At 69.4% G+C, this 12453-nt stretch carries 11 protein-coding genes; 5 read left to right on the top strand and 6 right to left on the bottom strand.

Annotation, left to right across the window (positions count from 1 at the left end):
• Positions 1-97: 97 nt before the first annotated feature.
• Together ACTWQN_RS11455 and ACTWQN_RS11460 are read right to left on the bottom strand one after the other, a co-directional pair.
• Positions 98-745 carry a response regulator gene (locus ACTWQN_RS11455; RefSeq protein WP_443203373.1) on the bottom strand — a complete coding sequence of 216 codons (648 nt, stop codon included), beginning with the start codon at positions 743-745 and terminating at the stop codon, positions 98-100.
• Positions 742-1875, bottom strand: a complete 1134-nt coding sequence (locus ACTWQN_RS11460; RefSeq protein WP_443203374.1) for a sensor histidine kinase — start codon at positions 1873-1875, stop codon at positions 742-744. Before ACTWQN_RS11460 ends, ACTWQN_RS11455 begins: the two co-directional genes overlap by 4 nt.
• A 133-nt stretch (positions 1876-2008) precedes the next feature.
• Between ACTWQN_RS11460 and ACTWQN_RS11465 the strand changes: the two genes are divergently transcribed.
• Positions 2009-2701 (top strand): ABC transporter ATP-binding protein, encoded by a 693-nt coding sequence (locus ACTWQN_RS11465; RefSeq protein WP_443203375.1) that lies wholly within the window; start codon positions 2009-2011, stop codon positions 2699-2701.
• Positions 2702-2706: 5 nt separating this feature from the next.
• Complete coding sequence (locus ACTWQN_RS11470) at positions 2707-5079, top strand: ABC transporter permease (RefSeq protein WP_443203376.1); 2373 nt, start codon at positions 2707-2709, stop codon at positions 5077-5079.
• Positions 5080-5206: 127 nt separating this feature from the next.
• On the opposite strand, the gene ACTWQN_RS11475 is transcribed toward ACTWQN_RS11470, so the two are convergent.
• The 3 genes from ACTWQN_RS11475 to ACTWQN_RS11485 form a co-directional block, all read right to left on the bottom strand.
• The gene (locus ACTWQN_RS11475) at positions 5207-6613 is read right to left on the bottom strand and encodes a M1 family metallopeptidase (protein WP_443203377.1); all 1407 of its coding nucleotides are present in this window, start codon (positions 6611-6613) and stop codon (positions 5207-5209) included.
• Positions 6614-6689: 76 nt separating this feature from the next.
• Entirely contained in the window at positions 6690-7562 is an 873-nt protein-coding gene (locus ACTWQN_RS11480; protein ID WP_443203378.1) for a M28 family peptidase, read from the bottom strand.
• A 517-nt stretch (positions 7563-8079) separates the two neighbouring features.
• Positions 8080-9003: a DUF5996 family protein gene (locus tag ACTWQN_RS11485; protein WP_443203379.1), complete on the bottom strand. Its 924-nt coding sequence runs from the start codon at positions 9001-9003 to the stop codon at positions 8080-8082.
• A 134-nt stretch (positions 9004-9137) separates the two neighbouring features.
• On the opposite strand from ACTWQN_RS11485, the gene ACTWQN_RS11490 reads away from it, so the two are divergent.
• Positions 9138-9512: a nuclear transport factor 2 family protein gene (locus tag ACTWQN_RS11490; RefSeq protein WP_443203380.1), complete on the top strand. Its 375-nt coding sequence runs from the start codon at positions 9138-9140 to the stop codon at positions 9510-9512.
• A 100-nt stretch (positions 9513-9612) separates the two neighbouring features.
• Here ACTWQN_RS11490 and ACTWQN_RS11495 read toward each other — a convergent pair whose 3' ends face one another.
• The gene (locus tag ACTWQN_RS11495; RefSeq protein WP_443203381.1) at positions 9613-10617 is read right to left on the bottom strand and encodes a LacI family DNA-binding transcriptional regulator; all 1005 of its coding nucleotides are present in this window, start codon (positions 10615-10617) and stop codon (positions 9613-9615) included.
• A 122-nt stretch (positions 10618-10739) separates the two neighbouring features.
• Between ACTWQN_RS11495 and ACTWQN_RS11500 the strand changes: the two genes are divergently transcribed.
• Positions 10740-11846 carry an amidohydrolase family protein gene (locus ACTWQN_RS11500; protein ID WP_443203382.1) on the top strand — a complete coding sequence of 369 codons (1107 nt, stop codon included), beginning with the start codon at positions 10740-10742 and terminating at the stop codon, positions 11844-11846.
• Positions 11843-12436, top strand: coding sequence for a cysteine dioxygenase (locus ACTWQN_RS11505; RefSeq protein WP_443203383.1), 594 nt, complete (start codon positions 11843-11845; stop codon positions 12434-12436). The genes ACTWQN_RS11500 and ACTWQN_RS11505 overlap by 4 nt, the downstream gene beginning before the upstream one ends.
• Positions 12437-12453 lie beyond the last annotated feature (17 nt).

Genomic DNA, 12453 nt, shown 5'->3' on the forward strand with positions numbered 1-12453 from the left:
CGGGAAGCGGCGGCGACTGGATGACGCCGACCATCCTGTTCGCCGTGCCGCGCGCCCGGTTCCTCCGAAGGTCCGGTTCCCGAGCGGCTGGCTACGACTATCGGCCGAGGAGTCCGGACCGCCACGCCCACATGGCGATCTCGACCCGGTTGCGGGCGGGCAGCTTGCTCTGCACGTTGCCGAGGTGGGTCTTGACCGTCCCGACCGAGATGAACAGCTCGCTGGCGATCTCCGCGTTGGTCATCCCGTCGGCCACCAGCCGCACCACGTCCAGCTCGCGCGCGGACAGTTCGGCCGTCGCCGCGGCGGACGGGGTGGGTGAGCTGAGGCGGCGCAGCAGCTTCACCGTGATCGCCGGGCTCACCAGCGCCGCACCGGAGGCGGCCGCGCGGATCGCCTCGATCAGCAGCGTGGCGCCGGAGTCCTTGAGCACGAACCCGCATGCGCCGCCGTGCAGGGCCCGGTAGACGTACTCGTCGCTGTCGAAGGTGGTCACCACCACCACTTTCGGCGGGTCGACCGTGCCCGGCCGGGTCAGGCGCCGCAGCGCGTCCAGCCCGTCCATCCTGGGCATCCTGATGTCCATCAGCACCACGTCGGGGCGGCACCGCGCGGCCATCTCCACGACGTGCACGCCGTCGACGGCCTCGCCGACGACCTCGATGTCGTCCTCGGCTGCCAGGATCATCGCGATGCCGGTGCGGATCATGGCCTGGTCGTCGGCGATCAGCACCCGGATCGTCATCGTTTCCTCCCGGCAGGCAAGCCCGCTTCCACGACCCATCCGCCTGCCGCGCCAGGCCCGGCGTCGATCCTGCCACCCAGCGCGGTCACGCGTTCGGTCAGCCCGCGAAGGCCGAATCCGCCGCCTGAACCGTGTTTCGACCTGCCGTCGTTGGACACCCTGGCGCTGATCCAGTCATCGCTGCGGCGCACCAGCACCTCGACTTCGCCGGAACCCTCGGCGTGCTTTCGGACGTTGGTGAGCGCCTCCATCACCACCCGGTGCGCGGTGGCCTGGACCTCGGCTGGCACGTCGTCGAACGTGCCCTGCAGGTCCAGCCGCGCCGAGGGGCCGCTGACGGAGTCGAACTCCGCCACCAGGCGCTGGATGTCGGCGACCGTCGCCAGCGGGGCGGGTTCGGCGGTCGAGTCGGTTTCGCGCAGCAAGCCGACCATCCGCCGCATCGTGTCCATCGCCTCGACACCGGCCTGCTCGATGCGTTCCAACGCGGGCGCCACCAGCTGCGGTTGCTTGGCGGCGACGGCCCGCGCGCCCTGGGCGTGCAGCACGATGCCGGTCACGTGGTGGGCGACGTAGTCGTGCAGGTCCCGGGCGAATTCGGCGCGCTGCGCCAACCGGATGGCCACGGCCTGGCGGTGCCTGCTGAGCGCGACCAACCGCGCCGAGACACCCGCCGCGATCATGACCACCGAGCCCAGCGCCATCGCCAGCGCGAAGATCACGAAGATCTCGTTGGGATCACCGAACAGGGGCTGCGTCACCACGGCCACCGCCAGCAGCGGCACCGCGACGGCCGCCAGCACCCGGTGACCGCGCCAGGCGGTGATGGCCAGCAGCCCCAGCGCCGCTGCGGTGGCGGCGAATCCCAGCGGCGCGCCGTGCTCGCCGTCCAGGCCGGTCAGCACGTTCGACACCAGCATCGCCGCGCTCACCAGGAAGGCACCCACCGGCAGCGGGACGGAACCCAGTCCCGGAGCGGCCAGCGCCACCAGCACGGCCAGCAGGCCGACCCCGAGGTGGACCAATCCGAGCAGGTCACCGGTGAACGTGCCGACCCGGTGGTCGAGCAATCCCGCGGCGGCCAATGCGACCACCGAGACCAACCAAGCGGATATCCGCAGCCAACGCATATCGGCGCAGCCTAGCCAGCCGAGTGGCGCTCGCGCGGTCGGCCGAAAGTCCCTGCGGGGTCGGCCGAAAGGCAGAGCCGAACCAGACCACCGGTAGAGGTGCGGCGCAGCTGCGAACCGGCAGTCTCGGGCCATGTCAAAACACACCACCGCGGTCGTGGCCGTCGACCTGGTCAAGGTCTACGGGTCCGGGACCACCGAGGTCCGCGCGCTGGACGGGGTCAGCGTCAGTTTCGGCCGGGCGGAGCTGACGGCGATCGTGGGGCCGTCCGGCTCCGGCAAGTCGACGCTCATGCACTGCCTCGCCGGGTTGGAGACCGCCACTTCGGGACAGGTGCTGTTGGGCGGCGTCGATCTCACCGAGCTCTCCGACCGCGAGCTGACCGGCCTGCGGTTGGCGCGGGTCGGGTTCGTCTTCCAGTCGTTCAACCTGCTGCCCCAGCTGACGGCTCGCGAGAACATCGTGCTGCCAGCCGAGCTCGCCGGGCGGCGCGTGGATCGCCGGTTGTTCACCGACCTGGTCGAGATGCTGGACATCGGCGGCCGGTTGCGGCACCTGCCCGCTGAGCTCTCCGGTGGTCAGCAGCAGCGGGTCGCCATCGCGCGGGCCATGCTGGGCCGTCCCGAGGTGATCTTCGCCGACGAACCCACCGGCAACCTCGACTCCGGATCCGGTGCCCAGGTCCTCGACCTGCTGCGCGCGGCGGTCCAGGAGTTCGGCCAGACCATCGTGATGGTGACCCATGATCCGGTCGCCGCCGAGTGCGCGAACCGGGTGGTGGCGATGGCCGACGGGCGGTTGGCAGGGGCGGGGGTGCTGCGGTGAGTTTCGTGGCGACACAGCTACGCGGGGTGCTGCGCAGGCCGGTGCGCCTGGTGCTGACCGGTCTCGCGATCGCCGTCGCGGCCTTCTTCGCGATGGCGGCGCTGCTCACGCAGGACATCGCGAAGACGGTCGCCCTGTCCACCGTCACCGACATCCCGCCTGGTGCCGAACTCGTCGTGCCGTCGCCGCCGGGCAATCCGGTCGCGCTGCTCCGCGAGATCCGGCACACCGCTGGTGTCGCCGAGGCCACCGGGCGGATCTCCGAGCCGATCACGATCGGCGGCACCAGCGTCGTGTTGACCGCCGACCCCGGCGTCGGCCCGCTGAGCCGGGTGCGGCTGACCAACGGCTCGTATCCCACCGCGGGGAACCAGATCGCGGTCTCCCAGCGGGTGGCGCTGCCGATCGGTTCGCGCGTCGTGCTGGGCACCACGACGGTCACCGTGACGGGCACCGTCGACGCGCCCTCCAGCGATGGCGCCGCCGTGTACAGCACCGATGACGGCGTGCTTTCCCTGGTGCCCGCCGAACTGTCCAGAGTGGACATCACTGCGAACGGTCCGGTCGACCTGTACGGCGCGGTCACCGCTGACGAGGCGCGGGCAGCGGCGATCAGCAACGCGGAGAGCCGGGCCGAGCAGCTGCTCGCGGTGTTGACCGCGTTCGTGGTGGTCGCCGTGATCGCCGCGCTGCTGGTCGCGATCTCCACGTTCCGCATCGTGTTCACGCAACGGATCCGCCAACTCGCGCTGCTGCGCACCGTCGGCGCCCCGCGCCGGAAGCTGCTGCGGGCGCTGGTCGCCGAGGGCGCGGTCACCGGGTTCGCCGCCGGAACCGTCGGCGTTCTGGTCGCACTCGGGCTCGGACAGCTGGTTCCGGCGCTGGTCGGGATCGGCGGACCGGGGCGGTCCGCTTTGGCAGCGCCTGCCGTCCTGCTCGCCTCGACGGTGCTGACGATGTTCGCCTCGCTGGTTCCCGCGCTGGCCGCGACGCGGGTGTCGCCGCTGGAAGCGCTGCGCAGTTCCAGCGGCGACCGGCAATCCCGGTCGGCGGGTCGGCTGCGCGTCGGGCTCGGGCTGCTGTTGCTGGCGGCGGCCGGGTTCGTGATCACCAGGATGTTCCTCGACGGCATCACCAGCACCGACCGTCCTGGCGGCACGACGCTGGATTTCCTGCTGCTCACCATCACCAGCGCAACGCTGGTCTTCTCCGCGTTGCTGGCGCTCGGGCCGATCCTGCTGCGCCCCGTGCTGCGCGGCTTGGGCACCGTGCTCGCGCCGCTCGGCCCGACGGTGCGCCTCGCGGTGCGGGGTGTCGGTGGCGTGCCGCGCCGGGCCGCCACGGTGTCCGCGGTGGTCGCGTTGGGGACGGGTCTGCTGGCCGGTCTGCTCGTCGCCGGGGAGACCGTGCGCTCCTACAACAACGCCCAGGTGGCCGCGGCCTATCCCGCTGACGTCGAGCTCACCGGTGCCGAGGAGTTGCAGCCGTTGCCGGACGGCTTGGTCGAGCGGCTGCGCGGTCGACCGGAGATCGGGCAGGTGATCGCCTACCGCACGGTTCGCCGGGATGCCGTGGTGCACGGCCAACAGATGAACTTCGAGGTGTCCGATTTGGACATCCACGCGTTGCCGCTGTTCGACCAGCTGCGCACGGTCCGGGGTTCGCTGAACGCGCTGGGACCGGGCGATGCCGTCGTCACCGAGGCCTACGCGCAATCCCTGAAGGTCGGGGTGGGCGAGGAGATCGACTTCGGCGCGGTTCGTGCCACGGTGGCGGCCGTGGTCGTCGGCGAGTCCCTCGGCGACTCCGGCGTGGTGCTGCACCACCGCGACCTGGACGCGCTCGGAGTCGGCGCCAGCGCCACCCATGCGCTGGTCACCGCTGGTGATTCGCAGGCGCAGGCCGTGGTGCGGGGCGTCGCGGGCGGGGATGTCCAGGTCCGGGTGCTCGCCGCCGAGCGCGCCGAGCGCAGTGATCTCGTGGACGTGCTGACCGCACTGGGTTTGGCGTTGCTCGCGTTGACCCTGCTGATCTCGATCATCGGCGTCGGCACCACGGTGGCGCTGTCGGTGGTCGAACGGCGGCGCGAATCGGGGATGCTGCGGGCCATCGGGATCACCCGGACCACGCTAGGCGGGATCACCGTGGCTGAAGCGGGCGTGTACGGCGTGATCGGCGGGCTGTTCGGGTTGCTCATCGGGGTGCCGCACGCCTGGCTCGCGGTGCTGGCGCTGGGCTTGGGCGCCCCGCTGGAAATCCCCGTTCCCGCACTGCTGGTGGCGGCTGTCGCGCTCATCGCGCTGACCATGGTCACCGGCCTCGTGCCCGCGTGGCGGGCTGCGCGAGCGAGCCCGGTGGCGGCGATGCGAGCGGACTGAACGCGCGACGCGAACAGCGGCGCACGATTCCCCGTTCGGGGGAGAGGTGAAGGGCACCTTTCGCCAACTTACTTGGTGAAAGGTGCCCTTCACCTCGGTTTCGACGCTCGGTGGTGGGGTGGTTTTGCTAGCGCAGTGGTGTTGGGTACAGGTACTGGTCGGGTGGGATCTGTTCGCTGTGGACCCATGCGGTGAAGAAGGCGCTGAGGTCCTGGGTGGAGACCTGTTGGATCAGGGTCTCGAAGTCCAGCCAGGAGCCGTTGCCGTATTGGCGGTCGCGCTGCCACTGCCGCAGCGTGCTGAAGAAGGCGTCGTCGCCGACGGTGCGCCGCAATGCGTGCAGCATCAACGAGCCCTTGAAGTACAGGGCCGGATCCAGTTCCTTGCCCGGCCCCGGATCGTAGAGCTTGGTGCCCCAGAACTCGGGGTTGTTCCGGTTCTCCTCCACTGTGGTGCGGTAGAAGTCCTGGTCCAGGTCGGCGCCCTGGTGCTCGTCCCACAACTGGTTGGCGTACTGGGCGAAGCACTCGTCCACGCAGCCGTCGCGCCAGTCGGCGATGGTCACGCTGTCGCCGAACCACTGGTGGGCGTTCTCGTGGACCATCGACGCGTCGAAGAACGTGCCCTGGTAGGTCGGCCTGCTCTGCGTCTCCAACGCCAGCGGTCCGCCGCCTTCCTCGGGCGACACCACGATGGCACCGGCCGAGGAGTACGGGTAGTCACCGAACTTCTCCGACAGGAACGCCATGATCTCCGGGTAGAGAGCCTCGTCGGGGGAGGGCGTGGTGCCCGTCCCGTAGGCCACGAACACCGGGGTGCCGTCGGCCAGCGTCGAGGTGTGCACGGTGAACTTGTCGATGGCGATCGTGCTCAGGTAGGTGGACATCGGCTCGTCCTGGTGCCAGCGGAACGTGCGCATGCCATCCGCGCTGGTTTCCGGGCCGGGCAACCCGTTTCCGATGACCGCCCAGCCCTCCGGCACGGTCGCGGCGACCTGGAAGGTGGCCTTGTCGGACGGGTGGTCGTTGGCCGGATACCACGACGTGGCCGAATGGATCGGGTCCCCGGAGGCGTACGCGCCGCCGCCGGTCAGCTTGCGCCAGCCGGGACCGGTTGGTTGCCCTGAGTAGCGCACCCGCACCAGAAACGGCGCGCCGCGCGGCACGCGCTGCGCGGGGGTGATCACGAGTTCGTGGGCCCCGGATCGCGCCACGGCCTTCGCCGGAGTGCCGTCGACGGCGACGTCCTCGACGGTGAAACCTACGAGGTCCAGGTGGAATCGGCTCAGGTCGTCGGTGGCCACCGCTGTGACGGTGGTGTCGCCGATCAGCAGGTCGGGTTTGGCGGGATCGAAGGTCACGTTGACCGCGTAGTGCTGGACGTCGTAACCGGAGTTGCCGTCCTCCGGGAAGTACGGGTCGCCGAGGCCGCCACCGCCGTCGGATGCCGACGCCGCGGCGGTGCTCGCCACCAGTGCGCAGCTGAGGGCGACCGCGACGACCGCGAACCCGGTTGGCTTTCGACGATGTCTCATCTTCGCTGTCCCTCTGTCGAAGCTCATTCTCGTGATCTGACCAGGCGTTTTCGGTCCAGCACCCGGCCGGAGGCCGTCAGGCACCGGCGAGTTCCCACACGGTGTGGATGATCGCGTTGGTGCTGGTCTCCTCCGATGCCGGATCGATGTTGTCGATCCGGTCGCAGCTCTCGTGGTAGCAGGCGTCCAGCCCGGTGCTGAAACCGGAAACCGGGATGCCGCGCGCGTCGAAGGAGACGTGGTCGGAACCGCCGACGCCCACGTCGAAGGTGGGGATTCCGCTGTCCTGGAAGTACTTCCGGAAGGCGTCCGACGCGGGAGCGCCGTCGTCGACGAGCAGCCATTGCTGCGGTGTTTTGGTGCCCACCATGTCGAAGTTGAGGTACACGCCGATGTTGTCCACTTCGGACTGATCCAGGCCCCGCACGTAGTTCGCCGATCCGACCAGGCCTTCCTCCTCGGCGCCCCACCAGCCGAAGCGGAGGTGCCTGTTCGGCCGCGCATCGGTGTTCGCGACCTCGACGGCCGTCGCGAGGATCGCGGCCGCACCCGAGCCGTTGTCGTTCAGTCCCGGCCCTTGCGCGACGCTGTCCAGGTGCGCGCCGAGGAAGACGACGTCGCTCTCGTCGCCGCCCGGCCAGTCGGCGATGAGGTTGTACCCGGGCTGGCCGTTGTGGTCGAAGGCCACCACCTGCGTGATGAACCCGGCGCCGTCCAGCACACCGCGCACGTACGACAGGGACTCGGCGAATCCGCCGGTGCCGTGGGCCCGGTTCCCGCCGTGGCGATCCGCGATCTCCTGCAACGCAACCAGGTGCGGCATGATGTCGGCCGCCGACGCCGTCGGGACGTCCCGCGTCGCGGCGGTCGCGGCGGGTGTTGCCACCGAGCAGGGCATCAGCAACGTCAGTGCGGTCAGCGCGCACCAGCGCCACACTCGCATCGTCATGCGAACGAACTCCTTACCGCGGTTGGTCTTTCAAGCGCGGTGCGGATCGGCACCGCGCATCCGTCATGGCCGGAAGATTGGCACCGCGATGTCAGGAAGTTGTGAGGGTTTCGTATGGGTCCGGTGCGCCCGAGCTTCGACCTGCCAAGCCTTCTGGGCCGATGTGAGCACAGCGGTCAGCCGCTGGACTTCGAGGACTCGTTACTGCCGAGGCTTGGAGCGCCTACCGGCGCGGTGAGATCGACGCCGCCCGCTTCGGGGTGCGCGGAACCCAGAACTGGGGTCCGGCGGAGATCCGCGGCAATGCCGTGCAGGACCTCGCCTGCGTTGAACGAGGTCGAAACCCTTCCCCGGGACGAGTGGGGCCGCATGACCGGCGCCTATGCCGGAAAAACCGGGCGGACTACGACGTTTTGCTCGCCAGCACGTGCGCGTCCGACGATCCGGATGCCGGGCGCGCGCTACGACCACGAGCAGCCGCGCGTGCCCGAAAACCTGAAGACGCCGAGCTGCCTGGTCAGCCCTCCAGGAGGGGGCGGTCCCAGTCGCCGTGTTCGGCGGCCGCGTCGTAGCTGGTCTGCAGGAACGCCAGCAGGGTCTGATCGGGGTCCGGCGCGGTGCGCACGTTCTGGTAAGGCAGCAGGAACTCGCCCAACTCGGCGTTGTAGGAAGCGGCATCCGGTTGCACGGGGTGCCGGGCGTACCCGGGGGGCTCCGGGTAGGCGTAGGAGTAGAAGGTTCCTTCTTCGCTGCCGCCCGGCCAGAAACCGCAACTGCTGACCTCGTGCGTGTAGGCCTCGACCATGACCCAGTGCCCGAGGTTGGGGGCGTCGCCCGGATGCGGTGGTGCGGTTCGTCCGGAGAACCGGGTGACCGTCAAGTCCATCGAGCCCCAGAAGAAGTGCACCGGGCTGACCTTCCCCTTGAACCGAGCCCGGAACTCGGTCATCACCCGGTTGGCCGCGAGCAGCTGTCCCCAGAACCGGTGCGCGTCTTCCGGCTCGTAGCTGGCGTGCTCGGTGTCTTCTTCGAACGGGGTGGCGTGCTCGACCTCCCGGGGCATGGTCGAGATGGAGACCTCCAAGCCGAGGGAGCGGAGCGCGGCCATGGTTTCCCGGTAGAACTCCGCGACCGGCTTCGCTTCCAGCCGGATGCGGCGCTGTGCACCGCTGCTGGATCGGATGTGCAGCTGGTGGTCGCAGAAGTCGAACTCGACGTCGAACTGACCGTCGCGATGGGGGATCACCGAGGTGGTCAGGCCGCGTGCCGAGACGTACAGCGGAACCTGCCACCAGTGGTTGACCATCGGCTCCTGCGCCAGCCGGATCTTGCCCACGATCTGGGTCCACATGTGCAGGGTGTCGCGGGTGCCGGTCCAGTCCTCGACCCTCAGCTGCGGCCACTCGTCCAGCGCGCCGACCCGTTCCCGAACACCCGTCATCGCGACTCCAAAACCCTCCAGGCGGCGGAAATCACACCTCGTTCCATGTTCTGCCTGCAACAGTCGGCTATCTAGGGCATTACGTCCCCGACCGAAGCGACCGTTTCGTGATCAAGATCGGCGAGACTCGCCGCATGCCCAGCGAGCAGGAGCGCAAGAAAGTCGCGATCGCCTATTGCGAGCGAGTCACCGCCGGAGATGTCGAGGGCATCCTGGAGTTGTTCGAACCGGACGCCGTGATCGAGGACCCGGTCGGCACCGGGAAAGTCGCTGGCCACGACGCGCTGCGCGACTACTACCGGAACATCGTCGACAACTACCAGTCCCGCGTCGAACCCGGCGAGCCCAGGGGAAGCCACGAGGACACGTTCGTCGCGTTGCCGATCGTGGTCAGTGCGACGATCGGTGGGAAGACCAGCAGCGTCAACTCGGTGGATGTGTTCGAGATCAACGACGCATGCCGGATCGCGCGCATGTGGGCCTACTGGGGCCCTTCGGACATCCACTGAGCGGGGGCGGTTTTTGCCGATTTCACGGCGAAATCGGCGCCTCCGTGGGGAGCGGGCGGCGATTTCGCGCGAAATCGCCGGGCACTGGCACCGCGGGTGCTCAGCGGTGCGGTTCGGTCACCGAGTCGCGGTGCTTCGGTTCCGGTGTGATCAGCTTCCGGCGGCTGCGCCGGTTCTTCTCGACCGCTTTGAGCACGCGTTCCACCACCGCGTCGACGACCGTCTGCACATCCCAGCGGTAGGTGGACAGCGCCGGTGTCAGCAGCCGGGACACCGGGTGGTCGTCGTAGCCGAGGACCGACAGATCGGCTGGGACCGCCAGTCCGAGGCCCCGGGCGGCCTCGTACACGCCGTAGGCCATCGAGTCGGTGAGGCAGAACACGGCGGTGGGCCGCGGCGTGCCGATGAGTGCGGCGTGCGCCGTCTCGGCCGCGCCGGTCAGATCGTTCGGACAGGCCATGACGTGCAGGTCCATGTCCAGCTCGCGCGCGACGTCCTGGACTATCTTCTCCGCCGGTCGTTGCCGCAGCAGGCGCGGACCCGGCGTCAGCACCAGGATCTCCCGATGCCCGGCGTTGCTGAGCGTCTTGAGCGCGTCGGCGACGCCCAGGCTGTTGTCGAACACCACCTCGGCGGCGGTGGCGGCACCCGGCAGCGGATCGCCGATCGCGACGAGCATGGTGCGCTCGGCGGCTTCGGCCCAGTGCTGGGAGGTCGGGTCCACCGGGATCGTGACGAGCGCGTCGACCCGCTGGTCGAGGAGGTTCTTGGTGAGCAGGGCTTCGCGCGCCGGGTCGGCGGCGGAGTCCATGAACAGGGTGTTGCGGTCCGCGGCGAGGAATCGCCTGCCGAGGGTGGTGGCGAAGTTCTGCTGCCAGAGGTCTTCCAGCGAGCTGCAGAGCACTCCGACCATGCCGGTGCGGCCACTGGCCAGGGCGCGGGCGACCGGATCGGCCTCGTAGCCGAGGCGGTCGGCGGCGTCGCGCACCCGCTGCTGGGTTTCCGGGGGTACTTGCAGGCCGCGGAGCGCATAGGACACCGCTGCGGGGGAGAGGCCCGTCTCCGCCGCTATGTCCTTGATCGTGGGGCGCTTGCGGCGTTGCACCTGAAAAGCCTAGCGCGTTGACCAGTCCAGCTGTTGGAACGGCGCACTCGGCACTTGACCAAGAACGCGCTGATGCGATTCACTGAAGCCATTCACTGAACCGCTTCACAAAGGACGTGGTGTTGTCCGACTCGATCATCGATGTGCACCAGCACCTGTGGCCCGAAGGCTTCGTCGAGGCGCTGCGCGTCCGTGCGGATCCACCGATGCTGCGCGGCTGGACGCTGCACCTGGCGGGCGAGCCGCCCTTCGAGGTCGATCCGGCTGATCACGAGCCGACCAAGCGGGCGGCACTGGAAACCGATGGTGGCACGGCCGCCGCGCTCGTGTCGCTGTCCAGTCCGCTCGGCGTTGAATGGCTGCCCCCGGAGCAGGCCGCGCCGCTGCTGGACGTCTGGCATCGCGGGGCGCTGGAGTTGCCGCCGCCGTTCCGCACGTGGGCCGCGGCCAACGTGCTGGAACCCGATGCCGAACAGGTGCGGGATGCGCTGGACATGGGCTGCGTCGGCCTGCAGATCCCGGCCGACGCCATGCGGACTCCCGCCGATCTGGACCGCATCGCCGCACTCCTCGCGGTGTGCGAGCAGCGCGGTCGACCGGTGCTGGTGCACCCCGGCAGAGCGACCGCCGAAGGCTTGCCAGGCTGGTGGCCGCCGGTGGTCGACTACGTGGCGCAGCTGCAGGCGGCGTGGTGGGCCTGGCACGCCGCGGGCCGTGCGCTGCTCCCGGAATTGCGGATCTGCTTCGCCGCCGGGGCCGGATTGGCGCCCGTGCACCACGAGCGCCTGGTGGCCAGGGGCGGGGTTTTCGACCGCATCGATCCGAACGTCTTCGTCGACACCTCGTCCTACGGGCCGCGCGGTCTGGACGCGCTGATCCGGGTGCTGGGGATCGACCCGGTCGTGCTCGGCAGCGACCGGCCCTACGCCGACCCGACCGACCCAGGACTGGGCGCCGCCGCCGCCAGAGCCATCCGCTGTACCAATCCCCGCCGGTTGTTAATGCCTGTTTCTGAACTCGTTTTGCATGGCGGTGCGGGTAGCGGAACCTCAGACGCCGTCTCGCTCCGGGATCCCCGACTCATGTATGCCGATACACGACGTCGAGGCTGTCCTCCCGAGACGACGTCTGAGAACCCGCGGCGGTGCCGGTTTCGAGGGTGGGCTAAGCGGCTGCGCCGCTTCAAATACAAGACCAAATACAGACACTTAGAAGGAGGACTGCCGTGATCGCCGAACCGCCGCTGGTCGTCGACGCCGTGCCTGCGAGGCGGGCGAGTCGGGTGCACGAGGTGCACGTCGACTGCACGCTGAAGACGCTGCCCGGTCGTGATCTCGACCAAGCCGAGCTGCGGGGACTGGTCGCGGATCTGGCGGGTCGGCCCGAATTGTGGCAGGACCACGTCGCCTTCAGCGACGACAAGCGGCATTACGTGTCACTGCACCGGGACGCGCACGTCGACGTCTGGCTGCTGTGCTGGACGCCGGAGAACGACACCGGCTGGCACGACCACGACATCTCCTCCTTCGCCGTCGCGGTCACCCGGGGCGCGCTGGTCGAGCACAACCTGGCGGTGGAGCGGCCGAGCGTGGAAACCGAGGTTCCGGCGGGCTACGTGTTCGGCTTCGGGCCCGATCACATCCACCGGCTCACCGGCAAGGCGCGCAACAGCGTGTCGATCCACGCCTACTCCCCGCCGCTGTGGCGGATGGGCCAGTACGCCGTGACCGGCGGTGTGCTCCGGCGCGTTTCGGTGTCCTACGCCGACGAGTTGCGTCCCATCGACGACACCGAGGAGTCCTCGAAGGTGGTCGTCTAGAGCTTGGCGGGAGGCGT

Source organism: Saccharopolyspora antiqui, from assembly GCF_052246905.1.
In the GTDB taxonomy this organism is placed as follows: Bacteria; Actinomycetota; Actinomycetes; order Mycobacteriales; family Pseudonocardiaceae; genus Saccharopolyspora.

Bases quoted from the DNA above. Each gene is read 5' to 3' on its own strand.
- ACTWQN_RS11455 (WP_443203373.1), bottom strand. From the start codon at position 745: ATGACGATCCGGGTGCTGATCGCCGACGACCAGGCCATGATCCGCACC.
- ACTWQN_RS11460 (WP_443203374.1), bottom strand. From the start codon at position 1,875: ATGCGTTGGCTGCGGATATCCGCTTGGTTGGTCTCGGTGGTCGCATTG.
- ACTWQN_RS11465 (WP_443203375.1), top strand. From the start codon at position 2,009: ATGTCAAAACACACCACCGCGGTCGTGGCCGTCGACCTGGTCAAGGTC.
- ACTWQN_RS11475 (WP_443203377.1), bottom strand. From the start codon at position 6,613: ATGAGACATCGTCGAAAGCCAACCGGGTTCGCGGTCGTCGCGGTCGCC.
- ACTWQN_RS11480 (WP_443203378.1), bottom strand. From the start codon at position 7,562: ATGACGATGCGAGTGTGGCGCTGGTGCGCGCTGACCGCACTGACGTTG.
- ACTWQN_RS11485 (WP_443203379.1), bottom strand. From the start codon at position 9,003: ATGACGGGTGTTCGGGAACGGGTCGGCGCGCTGGACGAGTGGCCGCAG.
- ACTWQN_RS11490 (WP_443203380.1), top strand. From the start codon at position 9,138: ATGCCCAGCGAGCAGGAGCGCAAGAAAGTCGCGATCGCCTATTGCGAG.